Source organism: Pyxidicoccus caerfyrddinensis (genome assembly GCF_010894405.1).
In the GTDB taxonomy this organism is placed as follows: Bacteria; Myxococcota; Myxococcia; order Myxococcales; family Myxococcaceae; genus Myxococcus; species Myxococcus caerfyrddinensis.
On the sequence record NZ_JAAIYA010000012.1, the window covers coordinates 11,444 to 35,581 of the forward strand.

A 24,138-nucleotide genomic window follows, 5' to 3' on the forward strand; every position below is an offset into this window, starting at 1 on the left:
CGCTCCCCACCGCGGTGCCCGAGGGCTATGTCTACATCCCTCGGGGCTGCTTCCTCCTGGGCAGCGCCGAGCCGGAGGACGTGCGGAGATTCACATACAGCCCGCCGATTCATCGCTCCTGCCTCAACGAGGGCTATCTGATTGGCCGGAGGGAGGTGACGTTCGGCGACTGGCTGACCTACCTGGACGACCTGCCCCCGGACGCGCCCGCGAGGAAGATCCTCGAGCAGCCGCGCTTCGTCGACGGTGGGGCCGTCTCACTCAGGAAGCACCCAGATGACGGGTGGCTCTTCTCCTTCCATCACTCGGACGAGGAGTCCCGCACGGCGAAGGTGGGCGAGGATTTCGTGTACACAGGACGGACGCGGAGGAACACCGCCGACTGGAGGAGGTTTCCCCTGTCCGGCGTCTCGGCCCAGGACCTGGACGGCTACTTCTACTGGCTCGACCGGACGAAGCGTCTGCCTGGAGCGCGTCTGTGCGGCCAGTATGAGTGGGAGTACGCGGCCCGGGGCGCGGATGGCCGGCGATACCCCCATGGCAACCAATTGCGGCCCGACGACGCCAACGTCGATGCGACGTACGGCCGGCAGCCCACGGCCTACGGGCCCGACATGGTCGGCTCCTACCCCGACTCGGTGAGTCCCTTCGGCCTGGAAGACATGGCCGGCAACGCCTACGAGCTCACGCGCGCCGCGACGCCGGAGTTCGGGCGCGTCGTCCTCCGGGGAGGCGGCTGGTACTACGACGTCTTCCTCGCGGCCAGCGGGGACCTGTCAGCCGGTGACCCGACGGCACGCGATGCCAGGAATGGCGTGCGGGTCTGTGCTTCGTTCTCGCCACGGTAGGGGCCTGCATCGCCCGGGGCCTTCTGTGCTCGCCTGACTGCCTCGCGGTCCGTTGTCTTCTTCTCCGCATGGGAGCTGGACGCGAGCAGGCCGTGGCCCTTCCCGGCATTGACAGCAGTTGGCGCCTACGCCGCACGGGCGAATTCCGTGCATGATTCTCCCCGTCCCTGGCTCTCTACGGTTGCGGGCCATCTGTCCGGCCCGGTGCGCCCACCGGAGAGAAAGCGATGAAGAAGTCCCTGCTCGTCTGTCTGTTCCTTCAGCTTCCCGCAGCGGCCTGGGCCACCGCTCCCGCCTCCAAGCCGGCGGCCTCCAGGCCCGCGCGCGTGGTGTCCGACGCCAGTCGCTATGCGAGCCGGTGTGAGTCCCAGTTCGCCCACCGCATCGAAATACCCCAGGGGACGATGCGGCGGTCGGGCGGCGTGAGGAGGCCCCAGGGGACGATGCTGTGGGGCACCGAGCGGGACGGGAACACCGAGAAGGTGGCCCCGGAGCGCAGCAGCGCGCTCGTCTCCGTGAACCTCTCGCCTCTGCGGCAGGCGGTGGACGGCGTGAAGGCCCTGCGGGTCGAGGACGGGCACCTGGTGGCCTTTCCCACCCCAGGAGGGGCGGGGACCCGCGGCGTCGTCGGCACCGTGCTCGAGGGCACCTCCAGCGACGGCAAGTCCGTGGAGGTGGCCATCTGCGGCGCCGAGTCCTCGCGCGAGGACCCTGGCATGGTCTTCTACCGCATCGAGGCCTGGAACACGGTGGCCCAGGAGTGGGAGAACCCCTGCGTCGCGGATCGCAGCGTGCCCGACCCCCGCGCCCTCGCAGTGAGCGGTGTCTGGGACGTCAGCGGTGCCCACCAGGAGGCCCCGGGCAAGCTCACCTTCGCCTGTGAGAACGGTGCCATCAGCAAGTGCATCACCTGGGGCTACAAGCCCTGGGCCCGACTCGACGGGAGGCCGGTGCCGGTGGTCGACCTCCACCAGGCCTGCACCCGCATGGCGCGCGCGGACTATTGCGGCAACGGCCAGAGCCACACGCACCAGAATACCTTCATCAGCCTCTACGACCGGTTCGGCATCCTCGCGCGGCGGGAGTGGGACCCGAAGGAGGCCTCATTCGAGGCGGCGTGGGCGCCCGACGGGGCCACCTGCCTGGCTCGCACCCGTGACGGCCGCGCGTTGGAGACTGTCCTCCAGGAGTGCCCCAACCGGTTCCAGACCGGCGCCGCGGTCGAGCTGGGCTCGGGGGAGCGCTGCACGGTGCTACGCGCGGACGTGAGTCCGGGGACGGCGCTGTTGCGCAACGTGATATTTGCAGACCTGAACCGCTAGCCGTCCGTGGGAAGGGGCACCACGCTCTTCTCCGCCAGAAGCTGGCTGATGTTCAGGTCCAGAGTTGGCTGCCGATGAACGCCAGGAAGCTCTTGAAGCCCAGGGTGGAGAGGCCCAGCCGCTCCTGCAGGCGGCTCCGGGTCTCCTCATAGACGTGCTGCCGTGCACTCTTCAGCCAGCGAGAGACGGTCGATTGATTGACGCGAAAGAGCGAGCCCAGCTCATACGTCGTGAGCTGATTGGCGAAATGGAGGCGAAGCAGGTGACGGTCATGGGGCGACAGCGTGGAGGCGGCTTCGCGCACGGCCTGCCGGAACGCTTCGTGATGGCGTCGCTTCATCACATCCAGCTCCGGGTCGATTCCCTGTCCCGGCAGCACCTGGAGCAGCTCTTCCGAGCTGTCATCCGGCGCGGGCTTCTCGGAGGCCCGCAGCTTGCTGGCGATGCGCCCGGCGGTGACGAGCACCCAGCTGAGCAGCGCGCCCTTCCCCGTGTAGTCCCCAATCCTGGGAGCGCTCTCGGGCGTGGCGACCAGGAGCTTGACGCGCGTTATCTGGCACACGTCGTCAATCATCGCGTCGGGTTGTCTGAGACTCCGCAGCTTCACTGGCAGCCGGGCCAGGTAGTTCCGCTCGAAAGCCTCATGGGCGGAGGCCATGCCCTGAAGGCACGCACACGTGAGGTAGAGCTCCGCCAGGGACAGACTGGCGACGAGCGGCCCGATGGGGCCGACGGGGTTGATGGGGGGCAGCCGCTCCGCGAGATGGATGACGAACCGACTGACGGGGAGCGTCACGGTGGGCCACTGCGCGCGAGCCTCCTCCCAGGCGCGGACCAGCAGCGCGTCGAGTGCCGCGGCTTCCTTCGCCGTGGGGGGCGCGAAGCGCACCTGGGTATGCGAGAGAAACGTCTCGACCAGCTCGGGCACCTGTTCCATGGGTAGGCCCATACTACGAGGCTCCTCCCACGCTTCAATGTCTGCCATTGAATGGCAACTATTCCGTCACTGACGTGAACACTCCCCACCCCATGCGGCCGACCACCTCCAGCTGTCTGACGGACGAGGCCCTGGTGGACCTCATCGAGGGTCGGTTGTCGGACGAGGACCTGGCGCGGGTCCACCGGCACGCTGCCGGGTGCAACGACTGCCGGACCCTCCTGGCCACCTTCACGCCTGGAATCCAACGCTCGGTGGAAGCAGCCGCGGAGGTCACCGAGTCAGCTGACACCTCACCGGAGCCGGGGCTGTCCTGGACGCCCCCCGGCGCGTTCGACGAGTTCCGCCTCGAAGGGCCCATCGGCCGTGGCGGCATGGGCGTCGTCTTCCTGGCGCACGACACCTCGTTGGACCGGCGCGTGGCGGTGAAGTTCATGGCCGCGAGCCATCCGGAGGCCTGGGTCCGGGAGAACTTCGCGTCCGAGGCCCGGGCCCTCGCGCGCGTGCAACACGCCAACATCGTCAATGTCTTCAGCGTCGGTGAGGTGAGCGGCCGCCCGTACATCGTCTCCGAGTACGTCGTCGGCCAGAGCCTCGCGGAACTGCCCCTGCCGGTGCCGTGGCGCCGGGTGCTCACCCTGGGCGTCGGCCTGGCCCGGGGACTCGCGGCGGCGCATCGCCAGGGCGTGCTCCACCGCGACCTCAAGCCCTCCAACGCCCTGGTCACCCGGGAAGGGGAGGTGAAGCTGCTCGACTTCGGCCTGGCCGAGCGCCTCGATGCGGGAGCGGCCCCGACGCCCGGCTCGCGTTTCGTTGCCGGCACGGTGCCCTACATGGCGCCCGAGCTGCTCGCGGGGGCTCCGGCGATGCCACGGAGCGATATCTACGCCCTGGGCCTCATCCTCCACGAACTGTGCACGGGCGAGGTCCCCCGTCGCGCGCCTGCCGGGTCGGAGGCACCTCCTCGGGCCGTGCTCGGGCCGGAGGTCGACCCGGACTTCGCCGCGCTCATCACCCGGTGCCTCGCGGCCAATCCTCTCGAGCGCTTCGTCTCGGCCGAGGCCCTCTGCGAGGCCCTGGAGCGGCTCGAGCGCCTGTGCGCACCGGAGCCGCTGGTCGCCGGCAATCCCTACCGTGGCCTGGAGCCCTTCGAGGCCGAGCACCGCTCGCTCTTCTTCGGGCGCGAGGCCGACATCCGCGCCGTGCTCGAGCGCCTCCGCTCCCGGCCCCTGGTCCTGGTGGCCGGAGACTCCGGGGCCGGCAAGTCGTCGCTGTGCCGCGCGGGCGTGCTGCCCCGTGTGGCCGCGGGCGCGCTGGACGACAGCCGTGAACAGGCCCCCCTCACGCTGTGGCCCGGTCACCGCCCGCTCGAGGCCTTGGCCGCCGCGCTCGCGCCGGTGCTGGGCCAGAAGGAGGGGGAGCTCGTCACCGCGCTGGCGGACAGGCCGGCCTGGCTCGGGCAGAGGCTGCGCGAGGCGCACTCGCGCGGGCGGGGGCTGCTGCTCTTCATCGACCAGCTCGAGGAGCTCCTCACCCTCTCCGAGCCGGGCCAGGCGGCGCACTTCGCCCGCCTCCTCGGGGAGCTGGCCCTGCCGTCGGCGGGAGTCCACGTGCTGCTGGCGGCGCGCGGCGACTTCCTGACGCGCCTGTGCGCGCTGCCCGGCCTGGGCGACGAGGCCGAGCGGGGGCTCTACATCCTCCGCCCCCTGTCGGCGGAAGGCGTGCGCGAGGCCATCGTCGGCCCCGCGCGCAGCCGGGGCGTGGTCTTCGAGTCCGGTGAGCTCCTCCAGACGCTGGTCGACTCCACGGCGCACGGCGTGGGCAGCCTGCCGCTCCTCCAGTTCGCGCTCGCGGAGCTGTGGGAGCGGCGCAACCCGGCGGAGGGCCGCATCACCCGCGAGGCGCTCGACGCGATGGGTGGGGTGGCCGGAGCGCTGTCCCGGCATGCGGATGGGGTGCTGGCGCGACTGAGTCCGGCGGAGCTCGCGGCGGCGCGGCGCCTGCTGCTCCAGTTGGTGACGGCGGAGGGCACGCGTATCGAGCGGGGCGAGGATGAGCTCGCCGAGGCCGCGGATGGTGCCTCCCGCGCCGCCCTTCGCGCGCTCGTCGAGGGCCGTTTGCTGCACACGCGCACCGTGGGAGGCCAGCCGCGCTGGGAGATTGCCCACGAGTCGCTCATCCAGAGCTGGGGCACGCTCCGCGACTGGCTGGATGACGACATCGGCCAGCGCGTGCTGCGCAAGCGGGTCGAGGTGGCCAGTGCCGAGTGGGAGCGCCTGCTGCGTGCCCGTGAGGCCCTGTGGGGACAGCGGCAGCTCGATGAGGCGCGCCTGCTCGACCTCTCGATCCTGGGCCCGCGCGAGCGGGCCTTCCTTCTCGCGTCCCGCCGCGCCGTGACACGCGAGCGCTGGGGGCGCCGGCTCGCGGTGCTCGTCTTCGCGCTCGCCGTCTTCGCCTCTGGCGGTCAGCGCTTGCTGGCGTACCTCGTGGACGCACGATTGATCGCCAAGGAGCTTGGCAGGGCGCGAGAGGCACTCGCCGCGGGTCGCGACCTCGCTCAGCGGGCCAGCGTGCGCCGCGAGGAGGCGCTGTCGCTATTCGATGGCCGGGAGCCACCACTCGCGGGCATGGAGACCCTGCCGGGCTCCAGGCGCCGCAGGAAGGCCGCCGAGCAGAAATGGACCGAGGCGCTCGCCCAGCGTGACGAATCCCATGAGGCCTACAGCCGCGCCAGCCGGACTCTCGAGAGTGCCCTCGAGCACGATCGCCGCCGCGTGGAAACGCGCCGGCTCATCGCGGAGGTCATCTATGAACGCGTTCTCCTCGCCGAGCGCTTTCACCAGCGCCGCGAGCGTGACGAGTGGGTGCGGCGCCTGAAGCAGGAGGTGGATGCCTCCAAGGAGGGCGCGGAGTGGCTGCAACGGCTCCAGGCGCCTGCCGAGCTCGAGCTGGTGACCACCCCTCCTGGTGCTCAGGTCGAACTCACGCGCTACATCGAGGTGGAGGGGACGCTTCGACGTGAGCCCGTTCCAGAGGCCGGCTCCGTGGGCCCGACACCCATCGCCCGCCTCCTCCTTCCCGAGGGCTCCTATGTGCTCCGCGTCACGCATCCAGGCCGTGTTCCGGTGGAGCAGCCCTTGCTCCTCACGCACGGTGCCCGCGAGACGGTCCACCTCGCGCTCCCCACCGCGGTGCCCGAGGGCTATGTCTACATCCCTCGGGGCTGCTTCCTCCTGGGCAGCGCCGAGCCGGAGGACGTGCGGAGATTCACATACAGCCCGCCGATTCATCGCTCCTGCCTCAACGAGGGCTATCTGATTGGCCTGAGGGAGGCGACGTTCGGCGACTGGCTGGCCTACCTGGACGACCGGCCCCCGGACGCGCCCGCGAGGAAGATCCTCGAGCAGCCGCGCTTCGTCGACGGTGCGGCGGTCACGCTTCGGAATCATCCTGGCGCCGGGTGGATCTTCTCCCTCTATCATTCGAGCGAGGCATTCCGCTCGGCAAGCGTGGGCGAGGATTTTGTCTACACGGGGCGGACCCGGAGAAACACCGCCGACTGGAGGCGGTTTCCCCTGTCCGGCGTCTCGGCCCAGGACCTGGAGGGCTACTTCTACTGGCTCGACCGGACGAAGCGTCTGCCTGGAGCGCGCCTGTGCGGCCAGCACGAGTGGGAGTACGCGGCCCGCGGCGCGGATGGCCGCCGATACCCGCATGGCGACCAACTGCGGCCCGACGATGCCAACGTCGATGAGACGTACGAGCGGCAGCCCACGGCCTCCGGGCCCGACATGGTTGGCTCCCACCCCGCCTCGGTGAGTCCCTTCGGCCTGGAGGACATGGCCGGCAACGCCTACGAGTTCACGCGCGCCGCGACGCCGGAGTTCGGGCGCGTCGTCCTCCGGGGAGGCGCCTGGTACTACGACGCCTTCCTCGCGGCCAGCGCGGACCTCTCCCCCGGTGACCCCGCGGCGCGCGACGCCAGGATTGGCGTGCGGGTCTGTGCTTCGTTCTCTCCACGGTAGGTGCCTGGAGAGTCCTGGCGGCGCGCCTCGCACTCCAACTCCTTCGGGGTGACTCGACGCTACGGCTGCACGGTGACGCGCACGGTGAGCGGCACTCCACCGAGTCCCTGGGCATTGGCCTCGCTGAAGGGCGTTGCGGTCAGCACGTGCGTGCCGACGCTCACCGCCGTGGCGAAGCTGTAGGGCGCCTGATTGTCGACGAAGGTGTTGCTGTCGAGCTGGAGGCGCACGCTTCCCACCTGGCCCTCGTACGTCCAGGCCGCGATGGCCAGGTTCGTCGTTCCCAAATCACTCAGGTCCAGGACCGAGCCGTTGTACACCTTGGCGAGCTCCTTGCCTGTGGCCGCGTTCACCACCGTGAAGCCGTCCACCGCGCTCACGACGTTGGGCAGGACCGGGGTGTTGGCGTTGACGGTGAGCGTGTTGCCTCCGAAGGTCCGCACCTGGAAGCCGGCGAAGGGCTCGTTGTAGTAGCGCGACAGGTCCTGCAGCGTGCGCAGCGCGAGGAGCTCTCCCAGGCGGACGCCGTGGTCATGGTCGGTGCGCCAGTGCACTCCCGCGAAGAGCCGCCCCACGCCAACATTGCTGGCCAGCTTGTCCAGCTCGTCGAAGGCGTAGAGCGTGGGCCCGGTGTAGGGCACCAGCGCCGTGCCGTCCTCGCTCGGGACGACCGGGTTGGGGATGGGAATGTCCTTGTAGAACGCCTTGAGCATCGTCACCCCCGCCCCGATGTACGTGGAGTGGCCGGAGGCATAGGCGGGGTGGACCGGGCTCCCCTCGGGGAAGGCCTGGTTCAGCAGGTAGGTGCCGCCAGCGCCTCCGTTGAGCGTGTTGTTCCGGGCCAATACGAGCGGCAGCACCGGTGAATTGAGCAGCTCCGAGGGAACCGGATAGGTGCGCGCCCCCGTCACCGTGTTGTGCACCCGGCCCGCGTACTCCTCCGGACGCAGGCGGCGGTGGATGAGCCACTTCTGGAACCACTGGGCGCGCAGCGCCGGGTTCACGATGCGGCTCACCAGGTCCAGCCCATCGCCATTGCCCAGCGTGGCGAAGGCGTCCTGGTTGCGATAGTTCCGGTAGGGATTCAGCTCGTCGAAGACGAGCGGCGAGGACTTCGGATCCGCGTCCACATCTCCGAGTTGTACGAGCAGCAGCGCGGCGTTGAGGCTGGCCTGGATGGGCTGGTCCAGGTGCACCCACTCGGCGAGGTCTCTGCCGTTGCGGATGTAGCGCCGAACCGGGTCATGGACGGCGGGCTGGCTGGGGAGCGCGCCATTCTGGATGCGCAGCCACTCGTCGAACCGGAAGACGCGGTCATCACCGGGCACCCGCGTCAGGTTCCGCTGAGGAATCACCTGGGCGCCGTAGGGCACGTCCAGCAGCAGGAACTGGGAGACGAAGGGCCCCTTCGCGCTGCCTGGCACCTCTGCCCGGAAGAGCGACTGGCCCGTCACCACGCCGCCTTCTCTCGCCCCGCGGTACTCGCGCAGTTGATTGAGGCGCTGGAGCGCCTGGGTGATGAGCGTGGGAGGATTGGAGGTGTAGTCCTGGAAGGGGACATCCCGGACGAGGGACATCCAATACAGTTCGTCCAGCTCGCCGGAGACCTCGTCGCTGGTGAAGAGTGGCGCGGGCCGCAGGGCAAGCGCGTGCGGGTCCGGGCCCACGGGCAGGTACGAGAAGCCCGCCAGGGGATTGACGAGCTTGCGCTCACCGCCGAGCAGGAGCGCTTCCAGGTCCGCGGCGGGGTTGGCGCCCAGCAAGGCGTTGAGCAGCGCGTCGTAGTCGGCCGTGTTGACGTCGCCCAGGGCGTCGTGCCGCAATCCCTTGCTGTAGCTGGCGAAACGCGAGGGGTAGCGCTCCTCATCGTTGTTGTCCGGGTTCTCGGGCACGCCGCGGGCGTGCTCGGCTTCCGCGGCATCGACGCGAATCGCCCGGGCGATGTCGGCGCGCAGGCCATTCGCAATCTGCGCGTGCGCGCTCGTGGCGAGCAGGACGAGCCAGGAAACCAGGGGGAGGGCACTTCTCATCAGGAGCTCCTCTGCGGGCAGGGGCGACCGGAGCGGGACGGAGGAAGGGCGTTCGTCTGCCTCCGGCGCCTGTGGCGGCGGGGAGATGCCTCCACTGCCCCGAAGGCGCACGTACCTGCCGCACATCGAGCAATGCCAGATGTCTGAAAGGTCCTGTTCGGCGCGCGAAGTGATGGCCAGCGTGCGAGGAAACTGCCCTCGGGGACATGCCTGTGTCTGTTTGGAGACGCTCTTCGCCCTGGAGCGCGCCCAGGGAGTTCCCGGGTGCAAGGGCTCGCTTCGCCGGCCTGGCTGCCTCGCGGTCCGTTGTCTTCTTCTTCGCGGCAGTCCCACCTTCACGGGCAGGTTTCGCTGGAGGAGGACGGACATGAGGGCAGGCATCCGGATGGGGCTGTGCTTCGCGCTGCTCGCGGGAGGGAGCGCGCTCGCCCAGGAGGGCTCCTTGTCGAGCGAGCCGTACGTGGAGTGGAGGGGCCCCTATTTCCTGCTGGGGCTCGGCGCGGAGGGCTACACCGGGGAGCTCGCCGCCAACCTCAATCCGGGCCTCTCCTACGAAGCCATCATCGGCTTCCGCCCCTCGAACATCCTCGGCTTCGAGTTGGGCTACAGCGGTGGCGTCAATGATGTCGATTCGTCGGGCGATGGCATCGGCGGCCCGGACATCGTGCGCAACGGTGCCCAGACGGCGCTCACCGTGGGCCTCACCCCCAATTCGCGGCTCCAGCCCTACGTGCTGGCCGGCATCGGCGTGGAGCGCTACTCCGTCCGCAGCGGTGTCTCCGTCCGGTACTTCGACGACACGGGCGGCTACGTCCCCGTCGGAGCGGGCCTGCGCTACCGGCTCACCCCGGGTCTCACCGCCGAGGTCCGGGCCAGCTACAGCGCCCTCTTCGGCCAGGACTTTGCCCCCATCACCGACGAGGACGTGCTCGACGGGCGCTATCAGGGCCTGCTGCAGTTCGGCGGCAGCTACTGAGTCAGCGACCGGGCGACGGATGCGCGTGCGCCGAGGCCCGGTGTTCCTTATCCGCCTTCTTGAGCAGCTCCAGCAGGGCGCGCAGGTGCGGCTCCTCCACGGGCTCGAGGAGCTGCACCGAGTGTCGCCGCCCGCCGTCCTCGATGGTGACGGTGTAGCGCGTCTGGTCCGCGGCCCCCCGGGCCGCCGTGCCCACGGTGGCGGGCTGCTCGAAGAAGCGCGCGTCGCTCACGCCGCGCTGGATGGCCTCCGCCGTCTCCGGGGGAAGCTCCCCTGTTTCCATTGACCTCGGCCTGGCGAGGCCCGGGAAGAAGGCGACGCCTCCCTCCCGCTTGAGCTCGATTCGCATCGCTCGCTCCGAATGCGCTAGTGCGCCGGCGGCCGCTGCGGGGGCTGCTTGGGCAGCTGCGCGCCGGGGCCCCAGACGGGCTCGCCCGCCCGCTCGCGGGAGACGCGGAGGCCCACCTGGCTCCAGGCGTCGCGGACCGCCTTCTCCTCGTCCTGCCCGGTGCCGTAGAGCCGGCCGGCCGCCATCACCGTGAGCCGCGCGAAGGAGAGGAAGGACGAATTGGAACGGAGCCGCGGGTCTCTCAGCGCCTCGTACCAGATGTGGCCGGCCCGCTCCCACGCGTAGCCTCCCAGCTGGGTGGCCGCGATGCAGAAGGCCCGGTTGGGGATGCCGGAGTTGATGTGCACGCCTCCGTTGTCCTCCCACGTGCTCACGAAGTCCCGCATGTGGCCCGGCTGCGGGTCCTTGCCCAGCACGTCGTCGTCGTACGCCGTGCCGGGATCCTTCATGGAGCGCAGGGACACGCCCTCGACGTTGTCCGTGAAGAGCCCCGCGCCGATGAGCCAGTCGGCCTGCTCCGCCGTCTGGTTCAGCAGGCGCTGCTTCACCAGCGAGCCGAAGACATCGGAGAGCGACTCATTGAGCGCACCCGACTGGAGGAAGTAGGCGAGGGGGCCCTCGTGCTCGGTGACTCCGTGCGCCAGCTCGTGGCCGATGACGTCCACGGCGATGGTGAAGCGGTTGAAGAGGTCTCCATCTCCATCGCCAAACACCATGCGCTCGCCGTCCCAGAAGGCGTTGTCGTAGTTCTCGTCATAGTGGACGTGGGCGATGAGCTGCATCCCGTTGCCGTCGATGGAGTTGCGGCCGAAGACTTCCCCGTAGAGGTCATACGTCGCGCCCAGGCCCGTATAGGCTTCGTCGACCGCCGGGTCTCCGGTGTCGCCCTGTCCCTCGGTCCGCACCACCGTTCCCGGGAGGGCCTGCGTATTCTTCACGTCATAGATGGTCCGCTGCTTCTGGCTCTCGACGACCATCGGTCCGGGAATGAGCCTGCGCGTGGCCTGCGGCATGCCGCTTCGCACCAGCCGCATGGCCCGGAACGTGGTGTCGACGGCGATCGTCCGCAGGGCGTACGCACGCTGCTGGGCCGAACCGTTCTGGGCAATCTCACGGGCCAGGTAGGGGGGAAGGATGCAGTGAAGGGAATGTCGGTGTCCGGGGCTGTGTCGCATCTCAGGGCGCTCCTTCTGGAGTGTTCACAGGAGGAGGAGGGTGATGGCGGCCGTTGTGACGCGGCTAGGGGCCGCGCCTGCTCCGCTGCTCTCCGAGAAGCTGACTAGCGGGCCTCGGGCTCCCTGGCCGACGGCGGGCGCACCACGACCTCGTCGATGATGCCGTACTGCCGGGCCTCCTCGGCGCTCATGTAGTAGTCGCGGTCGGTGTCCTTCTCGATGCGCTCGAGGGCGTGGCCGGTGTGCTTCTGGGTGATTTCGTTGAGGCGCTGCTTGAGGCGCAGCATCTCCCGCACCTGGATTTCCAGGTCCGTGGCCTGACCCTTCGCCCCGCCGTGGGGCTGGTGCATCATGATGCGCGCATTGGGCAGGGCGTAGCGCCGGCCCTTGGCTCCCGCCAGGAGCAGCATCGCGCCGAAGCTGGCGGCCTGCCCCACGCAGATGGTGGACACCGGCGCGCGCACGTACTGCATGGTGTCGTAGATGGCGAGCCCCGCGGTGACGCTGCCTCCCGGCGAGTTGATGTAGAGGCTGATGGGCTTCTCCGGGTCCTCGCTCTCCAGGAAGAGCAATTGGGCGACGATGATGTTGGCCACATCGTCGTTCACCTCCGTGCCCATCATGATGATGCGGTCCTTGAGCAGCCGGCTGTACAAGTCGTACGTCCGCTCACCGCGGTGCGTCTGCTCGACGACGTAGGGGATGTTCATCGCACGGCCTCCATGTACGTGGCATGCACCCGGCGCACGGCCCGGAGCGAAGGTCTCCTGAAGACGGGACGCGCGCCCACCCGCGTGCGCGCACGGCGAGGCAGGCCCTCTCCACCCAGGCGCGAGGCGAGCGAGTCGAGCACCGGGCCGCCAGCGCCGGTGGCCACGGCGCACACCGGAGCGCGCCAGTGTGTGAGGACGAGCCGGACCTTCTCGCCCTGGGGCGTCAGCTCGAAGGTGACCTCCGAGTGAGGCGTCCCCGCATCGCTCCAGGTGAAGGCCAGCACGCGGGGCGGCTCACACCGCGTCACCACGCCCTGCACGGTGCGCTCCGTGGGGCGCTGCTCCGCGCCTTCCGTGCGGAGCGGCTGGAGCTCGACGCGGCCTCCCTCGCGCAGCTCGATGCGGGAGACGGCGAGCCACTCGGCCAGCAACTCCGGCTCGGTCAGGTAGCGCCAGACGAGCTCCAGTGAGCCCGGGAGCAGTCGCTCGAGACGCGTGCGGCGCGCCTCGGGAGGAGGGGCGGAGGGGTTCAAGGGCGTCTCCGTTTCTTCGTTTCGGGGTGCGCTGCCAGTCGCCGCTCGAGCACGTCGAGCCGCTCGTTCCAGAAGCCGCGGATGCGGTCGACCCAGCCCTCGAGCTCATCGAGGCCCGCGGCGTCCAGCGCGTAGATGCGGCGCTGGGCCTCGGCGCGGACCTGGACCAGGCGCGCCTCCTTCAGCACCTTCAGGTGCTGGGAGATGGCGGGGGCGCTGATGTCGAAGCTCGCCCCCAGCTCACCGGCCGAGCGCTCACCCCCGGCGAGCAGTTCCACGATGCGCCGACGCGTGGGGTCGGAGAGGGCAGTGAAGGCGTCCACGCTCCGTATTTAAGTCCGGAGCTAATTAAGCGCAATCTTAAATTGCGGCCGGCGCCTGCTCAGCCCACCGCGAGCGCGTGGGGGACGGTGGGTTCGAGGGCGGCCGCGAGGCGGAGCGCGGCGTCGCCGACCTCGGGCCTCCAGGCGATGCGCCAGGGCCTGCGCAGCGGGCCGGACGCGAGCCGCTTCGCGACCAGGTCCCCCTTGCCGAGGTGCGGGCCGGCAATCCACTCGGAGAGCACGGCGACGCCCATGCCCGCGCGGGCCACGTCGAGGATGGCCTCCGTGAGCGGCAGCCGCTCGAAGCGCAGTCTCGGCCGCTCGCGGCCGAACGCGCGGGTCATGAACCAGTGCACCTCCGCGGGGGGCGTCTGTCCCGTCAGCAGGGTGCTCTCGCGCAGGTCGTCCCGGGTGAGCGTCTTGCGCGACGCCAGCGGGTGCGACGACGACATGACGAAGATGACCTCGTCGGAGAAGGCCTGCCGCACCTCGAGCCCGGTGCGCGGCACGGTGGCGGAGGTGATGAGGGCGACGTCGATGTCTCCCGCCACGAGCGCGTCGACCGGGGACTGCGTGTGCTCCACCGACAAAGCGAGCTGGAGCCCCGGCAGGCTCTGGCGCAGCTTCACGAGCGCGGAAGGCAGCCAGTGGTACGCGGTGTAGCACTCGCAGACGATGCGCAGGCGGACGGGCGGGGCCACCGGTGTGCGCACGCGGTGCTCCAGGTCCCCCCATTCGACGAGCAGGCGCTTCGCTCCGGAGACGAGCTGCTCTCCCGCGGCGGTGAGCACGAGCCCGCGAGGCGTGCGGTCGAAGAGGCGCACTCCCAGCTTGTCCTCCGCCGACAGGAGCGCGCGGCTCACCGCGGGCTGCGTGAGGTGCAGTACGGTGGCCGCCTGCGCGGTGGTGCCGGCGGACGCCAGGGCGAGCACGACGCGCAAATCTCGGATGTCCAGGCGGGGGTTCGGGGGAGGGCCGATGTCATCCATGCATCGAGCCTATGCCAACTATGCGTTGGATGCATCGGCTCGAAGTGCGCACTGTTGCGTCCGTTCCCACGCGGGGAACGAGACCCGATACCCCGGAGTCACACCATGCAGCTCTATTTCTCGCCCCTGTCCTGCTCGCTGGCGACCCGCATCTCCTTCTACGACGCCGGTGCGGAGGCGACGTACATCGAGGTCGACCCGAAGACGAAGCGCACCTCCGAGGGAGGAGACTTCCGCGAGGTCAACCCGCTCGGCCTCGTCCCGACGCTCCGCACCGATGATGGCGACATCCTCACGGAGAACGCCGCCATCCTGCAGCACGTGGCCGAGGTCCTCCCCCGGGCGAAGCTCGCGCCGACGGACAGCAAGGGTCGCTCGCGGCTGCAGCAGTGGCTGTGCTTCATCGGGACCGAGCTGCACAAGGCCCTCTTCATGCCGCTCCTCGACGCGAAGGCTCCCGATGCCGCGAAGGCCTACGCGCTGGAGAAGGGCGCCTCGCGCCTGGCCTACCTGGAGGCGCACCTGACGGGACGCGAGTTCCTCCTGGACGGCTTCAGCGTCGCCGACGCGTACCTGTTCACGGTGCTGAACTGGTGCCAGGTGACGCCCATCGACCTGAAGAAGTACCCCGCCATCAGCGCCTACGCCACGCGCCTGCGCGAGCGGCCGAGCATCGCCAAGGCCTTCGCGGAAGAGGCGAAGCTCTACGCGGAGGAACTGAAGCGTCACAAGGCCAGCGCGTGAGCGTGGGGTAGCCCTCACCGGGCGGCGGAGGGCGACGGGCTCCGGGCCTCCAGCCACCGCTCGATGGCATCGAGCTCCCGGGGGCGTCCTCGCGGGAGGCCCCGGTAGTAGTCCCTGGCGTCGCCCGCGAGGCGGAGCGCCCGCTCCAGCTCTCGCGGCTCGCTCGCGAGCGCCCGGGCGAGCGCGAAGCGGGCATCCGCCAGATTGGCACCCGCCGCCTCCCGCGGCTCCCGCTCGAAGATGGCCACCGCGCGCTCCAGGGGCGCGCGGGCCCTTCGCGGCGCGCCCATTCCCACGAAGTCGACGCCCAGCCCCAGCAGGTCGATGGCCACCTGGACGCTGTCGGGCCCCAGTACCTGTTCGCGGATGGCCCGGGCGCGCTCGTGGTGCTCCGCCGCCTCCGGGTAGCGCCCCAGCTTCGCGAGCGCGCGTCCCATGCCGGAGAGGGACGAGGCGACTTTCGTGTCCTTCGGGCCCAGCTGCTTCTCGCGGATGCGGGCCGCGCGCTCGAAGGACTGGAGGGACTCCTCCGCGCGGCCCAGCTCGAGCAGGAAGCCGCCGAGGTTGTGGAAGGTGCTCGCCGTCGTCAGGTGCTCCTCGCCGAGGACGCGCTGGAAGATGGCCAGGGCGCGCCTGCCGTGCTCCAGCGCGCCCGCGGCGTCTCCCGCCTGCACCTGGTGCACTGCGATGGAGTCGAGGACGACGGCCAGGTTGGGGTGCTCCGGGCCATATGTCCGGGCGTAGATGGACTCCGCCTCCAGCAGGAAGGGAAGGCCCTCCTCGTGGCGCCCGAGCAGCCCGAGCGTCTGGCCCACGCCGAGCAGCGCGGTGGCGAGCTCCGGCTCCTCCGCCGTGAAGGTCTTCCGCGCCATCGTGAGCGCGCGGTGGCTCTCCTCCAGGGCCTCGGCCAGCCGGCCCCGGGCGCGGTGGAGGCTGACGAGGTTGCGCGAGAGCATGGCCTCGATGCGCGCGTCCCCGCCCAGGCGCTCGAGTGCCGCCGCCGCGTGGCGCGGTGTCTCCTCGTCCGGGTCCAGCTCCGCGCCCACGAAGCTGAGCAGCCGCACCAGCGCGGCCCAGGACTCCGCCGCCTGCCGGTCATGCCGGCTGGACTCCGCGGCCTGGATGGCCCGGTGCAATGTCCGGATGGCTTCGCGGTACTGCCGCGCCTGGCCCTGCGCCTCCGCGAGGAGGTCGAGGACCTCGGCCTCCAGCGGACCGTGGCCCACCTCGTGGGCCTCGCGGGCCACCGTGCTCGCGAGCTCCAGCGCGGGCATCACCTGTCCGGCATTGAGCTTCGCGCGCACCGCCGCGCGCCCGGTGCGGATGCCCTCCATCCGCCGCCGCGTCGGCTCATCCACGGGCGGCGGCTCCGGCGCGGCGAGCGTCGCGAGGTCCGCGCACGGGGCCAGGCTCTCCAGCCCATGGGCCGCGCGCGCCGCGTTCTGGATGACCTGCGCGTCCGCGCCCGCCAGCGTGTCCACGACGGCCGACAAGTCCTTGAGGCGCTGGTCCAGGCAGATGACGCGCCTGTCGAGCAGTCGCTCCGGCTGCAGTCCCGTCACCCGCGTGGCGACACAGGCCTCATGGCTCGCGGCCACCCAGTCGCGCGAGTAGCCATCCAGCGTGCGCTCCACCTCGCGCCAGGCGCTCGGCGCGAAGGGGAGGGGGCTCGCCGCGAAGACGGTCCGCACGGTGCTCTTCCGGGGCGCATCCCATACCCCGGCAAGGGACTGCGCACTGCCCTCGCACGGGTCTCCCGACGTGGACCGATGGAGCGCCGCGCCTCCGGCGACGAGGACCAGCCCCGCCGCCGCGGCCACGCCCACCCTGCGCCACGTCGCGCCCGGTGCGCGGCCCAGTTGCCGGAGCAGCGCGTCCATGGAGGCGTGGCGCAGCTCCGGCGACGTCGAGAGCCCCTGGAGGAGGGCCTTGTGCACCCAGGCCGGCACGCCCGCCTCTCGCGTGGGGCGCGCTCCGCTCGTGGCGTCGGGCGGGGACGGACGCCGGCCATACAGCGCTTCATGCAGCGCGACGCAGTAGCTGTACTGGTCGCTGCGGGCATCGGGTGTCGCTCCGCGCGTCTGCTCGGGCGCCATGTAGGCCGGCGTGCCCAGCACCTGGTCCGAGCGTGTGAGCGACCCGGCCCGCAGGCCGCTCGGGCGGGGCTCGGACGTGGGCTCCTGGGAGTCCTCCAGTCCCTGGACGATGCGCGCGAGGCCGAAGTCGGTGATGCGGACGCGCCCGTCCCGGCCCACCAGGACGTTGTCGGGCTTGAAGTCCCGGTGGACGAGCCCCTGCGCGTGCGCCGCGGCCAGCCCGCGCCCCGCCTGGAGGAACAGCTCCAACAGCGCGCGCCAGTCCCGGGGGCCCTCCTGACGGCGCATGTGCTCGCGAAGCGTGGTGCCGTCCACGAGCTCCATGGCGAGGAACACGTGCTCCCCGAAGCGGCCCACGTCGTGAATCGTAATCACGTTGGGGTGGACGACGCGCGCGGTGGCCTGTGCCTCCCGCAGCAGCCGCGCCTGGGCCTCTTCCTGCCGGGCGGGGCGCACCGCATCGATGCGAATCAGCTTCAGCGCGACACGGCGGTCCAGCTCGGGGTCATACGCCGCGTGGACGACGCCCATTCCTCCCGCGCCCAGCCGCTCGAGCACCACATAGCGTCCCAGCAGGGCCCCTCGGTGGAGCCATGGGCGCACTGGAGGTGAAGGGTTTTCCGCCTCTTCGGTGCCGGTGCTCCGCGAGTCCTCGTCGTCCTGGGCACGCGCGGCTTCCGCGAGGAGCGCTCGACAGACGGCGCAGGAATCCAGATGCTGCTCCACCGTCACGGCCTCTCCGGCGCCCAGCTCGCCCCGTGCGAAGGCGAAGAGTTGTCGGGTGTCGAGGCAGTCCATGACGAGGGAACGATAGCCGACGCGGGTGGTCATGACGATGAACGACACGGACCCTCAGGAAGACCTGGCGCTCGCCCGAGCGTGTGCCCGGGGCGACGCGGCGGCGCTCACCTCGTTCGAGTCACGCTTCATTCCTCCGCTCAAGAAGTCCCTGCTGCTGAGGGGCCTGGACGTCACCACCACGGACGAGGCTCTCCAGCTCCTGCGAGTGAAGCTCTTCGTTCCCGAGGGAGCGCGGCCGCCCCGGATTCTGGACTACGCCGGGCAGGGCACACTGCTGGCGTGGCTTCGCGTGGCGGCCCTGCGCACGGCGCTCAACATGTTGCGTGAGCGGAAGGGTGCGGTGGGCCTGGACGACTCCCAGCTGGAGGAGGCCGCCGCGCCCATCGACGAGGCCGACCGGCGCTACATCAAGGACCGCTACCGGAAGGACTTCACCGAGGTGTTCCAGGAGGCGCTGAAGGCGCTGCCGTCGCGAGACAGGACGCTGCTGCGGCTGCACCTGGTGGAGGGGCTGGGAACGGCGCAGATTGCCCGCGCCTACCGCGTCGACCGCTCCACTGTGAAGCGCTGGCTCGCGCAGTCACGTGAGTGGTTGCGCACCGAGGTCCGTGTACGGCTCGCGGCCCGCATTGGCGTGGACACGCCCGCGCTCGGCAGCCTGCTGCGGGAGCTCCAGAGCCAGCTGGACCTGAGCATCCGCACCGCCATGCGAGACCCGACGCCGCTCTGAGGCACGGCGAAAACACACGGATATCAAGGGCTTATGCAGGGGTGCGCGGAATCCACTGATTCTCGTGCGCCACCTGGCGCGCGTGCGTGTCCTGGAAACGAGGCAGCTCTTTTCTCGTTCCTTCCAGTCCACGGCTTGAGTGGATGGGATTGTATTGTCTTTGTTTCGTGTGTCTGTGAAATGTGTCGGCGATTGAGAGTCATTGCGCAACTCGAAATCCCGGCTGTCGACAATACACATCGAACACTCCCCCCGGAGCCCCGCCATGCGACCCATTGGAGACGCCCCCAGGATTCCCATCAAGAAGGCCGAGCCGAAGCCGCCCGCGCCGAAGAAGAAGGAGCCGAAGAAGGACCTCATCGACCGCGTGGCGGAGAAGAACGACGGCAACGGCCTGCGCGCCAACGGCGTGAAGAGCGTGGCCGACCTCGGGATGATTGCGAAGGGCGGCCGCGATGTGCGGACCGAGAAGCTGCAGTTCGGCCCGTGGAACATCTCGAAGAATGCGCACCGGACCGTCACCGCGCGCAACACCCCCTTCACGCGGACGGCGTCGGGCCTGGGCGGTGCGCTCGGCGTCGCGCAGCTCCCGTTCGCCGGCGCGTCGATGGTGAGCGACATCCGCGCGGGCTTCCGGCAGGGCTGGAACCGCGAGCGCGCGGAGAAGGCGCTGGGGTCGACGGCCAGCTTCGCGTCCGTGGGTCTCAACACCGCGAAGGGCTTCGCCGAGCTGCGCGACGCCCGGAAGAACGTGAAGGCCGTGACGAAGGGCTTCCGCGACGCCATCGACGGGCAGGCGGCCCGGCCGGGGCGGCTGCACCCGAACCCGGACACCGCGGCGCACTACCGGGCCGACATCCAGCGGAAGGCGGGCACCACCGCGAAGCAGATGGCCCAGAAGTACCTGCGGGCGGGCGGTGACGTGTCGGTGCGGGACCTGAAGCACGTCGCCGACACGAAGATGAAGAAGGCCGTGGCCAACGGCGCTTCGAAGGCGATGGCGTCCCAGGGCCTGAAGGCCGCGAAGGTTGCCGGCAAGGCTGGAGGCCGCTTCGTCCCCGGGCTCAACGTCGCTATCGCCGCGGCGGACGGTGCGGCGTTCTACTCGACGCTGCGTGATCCGAAGGCGTCGGTGGGCAAGAAGGTCACCGCGGGCATCACCGCGGCTGGCTCGGCGCTGGCGGCGACGAACATCCCCATCGTCTCGCAGGTGGGCGGAGCCGTCTCCACCGTGTCGAGCATCGTGGGGGCCGTCGGTCCGGAGAAGATTGGCCACGCGGTGAAGGACGGCGCGAAGAAGGCGCTCGGCAAGCTCAAGTTCTGGTGAGGTCCCATGTCGATGCAGCCTGGCTCCCCTGAGGGTGGAGCGGAGTCGTCCCTGGGAGAGCTCCAGGGGCTGATGTTGTTGAAGCGCTCCGCGGGCGCGCTGGCGCTGGATGGCGCCGGCGCGGTCCGGCTCCCTTCCGTCCAGGCTCCTTCGCTGGAGGGGCTCTCGGTGGCGGTGCCCGCGCGGGCGCCCGTCACGGAGGAGGACATCCTGGAGCGCTTCGATGCGCTGTGCCACGAGCGAGCACCGCGCCGGGAGCGCGCGCCCGGAGAGGAGGTCGCGGCGGGAGACGAGGTGCTGCTGGACGTGGTGGGCTATGCCAATGGCAGGCTCATTCCGTTCTCGGTCCGCGCGGACTGGTGGGCCGACGTGACGCCCGAGCCGCTCCTCCCCGGCTTCTTCGAGGCGATGGTCGGGGCCGTGGTGGGGCTCTCCCTCGGGGTGGAGCTGGTGCTTCCGGAGACCTACGCGGTCGCCTCGCTGCGTGGGGCCACCGCGCGGTTCATCGTCGACATCCGCGCGGCGCGCGAGGTGACGCCGTTGCAGGCCGGGCCCGAGGAGCTGGTGCGCCTGTTGGACTCGGGCGACACGCTCGATGACGTCCTGCGGAACCTCGCGGAGGAGCTGGTGGAGGAGCGCGAGGTGGCGGCGCGGCGGGAGCTCCAGGAGCGGGTGCTCGATGCGCTGGTGGAGCGGACGGACGTGGAGGTGCCCCAGGGCCTCATCGACGAGGAAATCCGCCACCGGTGGGCCGTGGTGGAGTGCCCGGTGCTCGTCGAGAAGGAATTCAATTCAGACGAGCTGGCGGAGGCGTGGGAGGGGTGGAGGAACGATGCCACCACGCGACTCGATGCCGAGTGGCGGCTGAAGGCGGCGCTGGCGCTCCAGGCCATTGCCGTGCGGGATGGGGTGCGGCCGGCGTATGCCGACGCGGAGGCGCTCCATGACGCCGTGACCGAGGCCGCGAATGCGCGCTCGGACGAGCTGGGGAAGCTGTTCGACTCCAGCCCCGCGGTGCTTCAGCGGTTCGAGAACCTGGTCATGCATGCCGCGGTGCTGGACCACGTGCTGTCGAAGATGGCGCTCACGTTCGAGTGAGCTCGGTGCTCATCGAGAGTCAGGGTCGTTCGTGGGGTTCGAGGTGGGCGGGCGGGCGGGTGCGAATGCTGGCGTGTAACACGTGCCCTTGTACACGTACTCCACCTCCGCGCAGTCCTTCGGGTCCGCCGCCAGCTTCTTCCAACACCCACCATTGATGGGAACGTAAATTCTATGGGGACATCGCCCCGTGGCATCCGGGCGGATCTGTCCTGGAAGAGGCTTGGGTGGAAGGTCCACTGCGATGGTTGCCCATGCAAAGGGTGTCCTGGGTGAAGACACAGGTGCTGTCAGCGCCGAGTCCCCCACGGCCACGGTGCCACCATCCTTCTCATCCACGCTCACCGGAACCTCCGCCTGCGCGGGCTCCTCCTCGGGATGCACTCGCAGCATCCATCCAACACCCAGGGCCAGCGGCCCACCCAGACTCGCCACCGCGAGCCAGGGCCAGCGTCTCCTTCGAGATGGACGGGGCTCCGAGTGACGGGGGGGCCAGGTATCAGACGGCCGAGGCTCGTCTCCGGTGAAGAGAGGCACATCCGCAGCGGCCCCCACTGTCCGGGCGGCTTTCTCCAGCGCTTCGGCCAGCTCGCGCGCGCTACCTCGTGCATCAGGACGCAGAGCGAGCATCCGGGCAATGAGGTCGTCCAACACCGGAGTACAGCGGCTGTTGCTCGCCCGTGCGGATCGGGCACCGGAGTCTTCAAGGCGCCAGCGCTCCGACGCCGCGCGCTTCGGGGGCTCTGACGGTGGATACCGCTGTGCAACCAACCGGTAGGCGGTGACTCCCAGCGCGAAGAGATCATCCGTGGCGGTGGGCGCATAGGGCGCTGCCCAGGTCTTCCTGCCGCTGCGAAGCACGGAGGTCCACGCCTCTGGCGAGCGATAGGCCGGCGTCCCTGGAGGAAACGCCTGAGACGTCAGCGTCGCGGCGCCCAGGTGGTGTCCGGAGCCGAAGTCCGTCAGGAAGACGTGCCCATCCGCATTCCGCACCAGGATGTTGCTGCCCTTCACGTCCCGGTGGATTCCGCCCACTGCATGAGTGGACTCCAGCGCCCGCGCCAGTCGAGCCAGAAGCTGGAGCACCTGACGGGAGGTGGGCCGCTGCTTCCGCGCCCACTCATAGAGCGGCAGGCCCTCGATGAACTCCATCGCGAGCCAGGGGTAGAGCGGGCCCTCCGGGTTCCTCCATTGCCCATGGTCCCTGAGCGCGGGCACGGCCGGATGACGGATGCGGGAGAGGAGCTCCACCTCGCGAGTGAACCGCGCATCCGAGGGGTACAGGGCCAGCTTGAGGGCCACGATGTCCGCCGCCGCCTCCACACCCTCGGCGCGGTAGACGGCGCCGTAGGTGCCTCGGCCTCGTTGCTCCAGCACGCGCCACGGTCCGACCTGTGTCCCAGGGGGCAGGTACGCCGGATTCAGGTCGCCCATCTCCATGACTGGCCTCGCGAGGAGGAGCAGGTCCTCCGCTGGCGGGCGAGACTACTCGCGGAGTAGGTCGGTGTCAGCGCAATCCCCTGGGTGGATGTGGGAGCCGCAATCGCCTGATTCAAGACGCGGGCTCGGACATGGGGCAGGGGCGGATACGGTGAGCTGCCAGGTCCGGATACGGTGTGCGGCTTCGCACGCCAGTCGCGGGCGCGGGAGGAGCAGGAATGCCGCTGTGGCTTCAAGCCGGACTCTGGGGACTGCTCGCGGGGAGCGCGCTGCTGATGGGGGCGGCCGTGGGCTATGCCTTCCGTCTTCCGGTGCGCCTCATCGCCGGAATCATGGCCTTCGGCGCGGGCGTGCTCATCTCCGCGCTCTCCTTCGACTTGATGGACGAGGCCTTCCACCAGGGGGGCTTCGTGCCCACGGCCCTGGGCTTCATCTCCGGCGCCGGGGTCTACAGCCTGGCCAATCTCGCGCTCGCGAACCGCGGGGCCAGACACCGCAAGCGCTCCGGCCAGCAGCCCTCCGAGTCCGACGCGGAAGGGAGTGGAACGGCCATCGCCGTGGGCGCGCTCCTCGACGGCATCCCCGAGTCCATCGTCATCGGCGTCAGCCTCATCGCGGGTGGCGCAGTGAGCACGGTGGCCGTCGCCGCCGTCTTCCTCTCCAACGTTCCCGAGGGGCTCTCCTCCGCGGCGGGAATGAAGCGGGCAGGGCGCACGAAGGGGTACATCTTCGGAGTATGGAGCAGCATCGCGCTCATCTCCGGGCTCTCGTCCCTCGTCGGCTACGTCGTCTTTAGAGACCTCTCGCCGGCCGTCGTGGCCGCAACCACGGCCGTCGCCGCTGGCGCCATCCTCGCGATGCTTGCGGACACGATGATTCCCGAGGCCACCGAGGGCACCCACAACCTGACGGGCCTCATCACCGTCCTCGGCTTCCTCGCCGCGTTCGTGCTCAGCAAGCTCGGAGGTTGAGGCCGGGCTCCTTCACGTCACGCGTCAGGGGGCTCTCAGGCGCGGGGATGTCCCACGAGAGTTTGAGAGAGGTCAGCCCTTCAGGCGGGAGATGAGGCTCATCCCCTGCGGAATGGGTCCTACCGGGAACCGGCTTTCAGCGCCTCCTCGAGGACGGTCCGGGTGTCGTCCGCGATGGTCTTGTCGCCCTTGTGCATCTGGTACAAGAGCCAGCCCTTCCACATCGAGACGTTGCGCGGCCTGGTGTCATTGGTGCCGGCCTTCTTCTTGTTGTCGAGGTGCTCGGGGTTGAGGGCACCGTACATGCCTCCGTTTTGAGCCACGTCCGCGGGGAGGTTCCACGTGAACTGGCACGCCACGCCGGTCACCTTCTTGGCGAGGGCCTTCTTGTGCTCGGGTCGCTCGCACATGGCCGCGAGGCCAAGGAGCACCTCTTTGCAGGCGTCCTCGTAGCCCACGCCGTCCCAGTCCTTGGGATTGAACCAGTTGAAGTTGGTCTTGACCTTGAGCCTGGTGCCACACGCGGTGTTGGCGTCCTTCAGAGCGCTGGAGATCGACTTCTCGAAGGAGAGCTTGGCCTCCTTCTGAAAGGGCTTGAGCTCGTCGGCACGCGCGGACGTGGCCAGCAGGACCATGGCGGCGAATACGTGCTGCAAACGCATGAAGGGCTTCCTTCCGGGTTGTGGACCGCGACGATATTGCGCCCATTCG

General features: G+C 69.9%; 20 protein-coding genes. 9 read left to right on the forward strand and 11 right to left on the reverse strand.

All coding sequences use genetic code 11. From position 1 onward, the window contains the following. On the forward strand, positions 1-848 hold an 848-nt coding region (locus tag G4D86_RS27725), incomplete at its 5' end, for a formylglycine-generating enzyme family protein (protein ID WP_163997070.1). A gap of 227 nt (positions 849-1,075) precedes the next feature. Continuing rightward, a complete protein-coding gene (locus G4D86_RS27730) occupies positions 1,076-2,170 on the forward strand; it encodes an ADYC domain-containing protein (RefSeq protein ID WP_163997071.1) in 1,095 nt (364 codons plus the stop codon). Positions 2,171-2,222: 52 nt separating this feature from the next. Here G4D86_RS27730 and G4D86_RS27735 read toward each other — a convergent pair whose 3' ends face one another. Next, positions 2,223-3,119 (reverse strand): sigma-70 family RNA polymerase sigma factor, encoded by an 897-nt coding sequence (locus G4D86_RS27735; RefSeq protein ID WP_240360508.1) that lies wholly within the window; start codon positions 3,117-3,119, stop codon positions 2,223-2,225. An 80-nt stretch (positions 3,120-3,199) separates the two neighbouring features. Between G4D86_RS27735 and G4D86_RS27740 the strand changes: the two genes are divergently transcribed. After that, the gene (locus G4D86_RS27740) at positions 3,200-7,132 is read left to right on the forward strand and encodes a bifunctional serine/threonine-protein kinase/formylglycine-generating enzyme family protein (RefSeq protein WP_163997072.1); all 3,933 of its coding nucleotides are present in this window, start codon (positions 3,200-3,202) and stop codon (positions 7,130-7,132) included. Positions 7,133-7,191: 59 nt separating this feature from the next. Here the strand turns inward: G4D86_RS27740 and G4D86_RS27745 are convergent, their stop codons facing one another. Then, a complete protein-coding gene (locus G4D86_RS27745) occupies positions 7,192-9,162 on the reverse strand; it encodes a vanadium-dependent haloperoxidase (RefSeq protein ID WP_163997073.1) in 1,971 nt (656 codons plus the stop codon). 367 nt (positions 9,163-9,529) lie between these two features. On the opposite strand from G4D86_RS27745, the gene G4D86_RS27750 reads away from it, so the two are divergent. Beyond that, entirely contained in the window at positions 9,530-10,138 is a 609-nt protein-coding gene (locus G4D86_RS27750) for an outer membrane protein (RefSeq protein ID WP_163997074.1), read from the forward strand. A 1-nt stretch (position 10,139) separates the two neighbouring features. Here the strand turns inward: G4D86_RS27750 and G4D86_RS27755 are convergent, their stop codons facing one another. From G4D86_RS27755 to G4D86_RS27780, 6 genes are all read right to left on the reverse strand, one after another. Beyond that, the gene (locus tag G4D86_RS27755) at positions 10,140-10,487 is read right to left on the reverse strand and encodes a protealysin inhibitor emfourin (RefSeq protein ID WP_163997075.1); all 348 of its coding nucleotides are present in this window, start codon (positions 10,485-10,487) and stop codon (positions 10,140-10,142) included. Positions 10,488-10,504: 17 nt separating this feature from the next. After that, positions 10,505-11,662 carry a M4 family metallopeptidase gene (locus G4D86_RS27760; protein WP_163997076.1) on the reverse strand — a complete coding sequence of 386 codons (1,158 nt, stop codon included), beginning with the start codon at positions 11,660-11,662 and terminating at the stop codon, positions 10,505-10,507. 104 nt (positions 11,663-11,766) lie between these two features. Further along, the gene (clpP, locus tag G4D86_RS27765; RefSeq protein WP_163997077.1) at positions 11,767-12,372 is read right to left on the reverse strand and encodes an ATP-dependent Clp endopeptidase proteolytic subunit ClpP; all 606 of its coding nucleotides are present in this window, start codon (positions 12,370-12,372) and stop codon (positions 11,767-11,769) included. Continuing rightward, complete coding sequence (locus G4D86_RS27770) at positions 12,369-12,908, reverse strand: SRPBCC domain-containing protein (RefSeq protein ID WP_163997078.1); 540 nt, start codon at positions 12,906-12,908, stop codon at positions 12,369-12,371. Before G4D86_RS27770 ends, clpP begins: the two co-directional genes overlap by 4 nt. Further along, a complete protein-coding gene (locus tag G4D86_RS27775) occupies positions 12,905-13,231 on the reverse strand; it encodes a metalloregulator ArsR/SmtB family transcription factor (protein ID WP_163997079.1) in 327 nt (108 codons plus the stop codon). Before G4D86_RS27775 ends, G4D86_RS27770 begins: the two co-directional genes overlap by 4 nt. Positions 13,232-13,290: 59 nt before the next feature. Continuing rightward, positions 13,291-14,220, reverse strand: a complete 930-nt coding sequence (locus G4D86_RS27780; protein ID WP_163997080.1) for a LysR family transcriptional regulator — start codon at positions 14,218-14,220, stop codon at positions 13,291-13,293. Positions 14,221-14,325: 105 nt separating this feature from the next. Between G4D86_RS27780 and G4D86_RS27785 the strand changes: the two genes are divergently transcribed. Beyond that, positions 14,326-14,964, forward strand: a complete 639-nt coding sequence (locus G4D86_RS27785; protein WP_163997081.1) for a glutathione binding-like protein — start codon at positions 14,326-14,328, stop codon at positions 14,962-14,964. A 14-nt stretch (positions 14,965-14,978) separates the two neighbouring features. Here G4D86_RS27785 and G4D86_RS27790 read toward each other — a convergent pair whose 3' ends face one another. Then, positions 14,979-17,906, reverse strand: coding sequence for a serine/threonine-protein kinase (locus tag G4D86_RS27790; protein ID WP_163997082.1), 2,928 nt, complete (start codon positions 17,904-17,906; stop codon positions 14,979-14,981). Here G4D86_RS27790 and G4D86_RS27795 point away from each other — a divergent pair. From G4D86_RS27795 to G4D86_RS27805, 3 genes are all read left to right on the forward strand, one after another. Further along, positions 17,890-18,591: a sigma-70 family RNA polymerase sigma factor gene (locus tag G4D86_RS27795; protein ID WP_163997083.1), complete on the forward strand. Its 702-nt coding sequence runs from the start codon at positions 17,890-17,892 to the stop codon at positions 18,589-18,591. The genes G4D86_RS27790 and G4D86_RS27795 overlap by 17 nt on opposite strands. Positions 18,592-18,856: 265 nt before the next feature. Beyond that, positions 18,857-19,918, forward strand: a complete 1,062-nt coding sequence (locus G4D86_RS27800; protein ID WP_163997084.1) for a hypothetical protein — start codon at positions 18,857-18,859, stop codon at positions 19,916-19,918. A 6-nt stretch (positions 19,919-19,924) separates the two neighbouring features. Next, a complete protein-coding gene (locus G4D86_RS27805; protein WP_163997085.1) occupies positions 19,925-21,016 on the forward strand; it encodes a trigger factor in 1,092 nt (363 codons plus the stop codon). A 9-nt stretch (positions 21,017-21,025) separates the two neighbouring features. Here the strand turns inward: G4D86_RS27805 and G4D86_RS27810 are convergent, their stop codons facing one another. Then, complete coding sequence (locus tag G4D86_RS27810; RefSeq protein ID WP_205519769.1) at positions 21,026-22,456, reverse strand: protein kinase domain-containing protein; 1,431 nt, start codon at positions 22,454-22,456, stop codon at positions 21,026-21,028. A gap of 218 nt (positions 22,457-22,674) precedes the next feature. Here G4D86_RS27810 and G4D86_RS27815 point away from each other — a divergent pair, with 218 nt between their 5' ends. Continuing rightward, positions 22,675-23,427 carry a ZIP family metal transporter gene (locus tag G4D86_RS27815; RefSeq protein WP_163997086.1) on the forward strand — a complete coding sequence of 251 codons (753 nt, stop codon included), beginning with the start codon at positions 22,675-22,677 and terminating at the stop codon, positions 23,425-23,427. 119 nt (positions 23,428-23,546) lie between these two features. Here G4D86_RS27815 and G4D86_RS27820 read toward each other — a convergent pair whose 3' ends face one another. Next, positions 23,547-24,062, reverse strand: coding sequence for a hypothetical protein (locus tag G4D86_RS27820; RefSeq protein WP_240360509.1), 516 nt, complete (start codon positions 24,060-24,062; stop codon positions 23,547-23,549). Between the last annotated feature and the right edge of the window lie 76 nt (positions 24,063-24,138).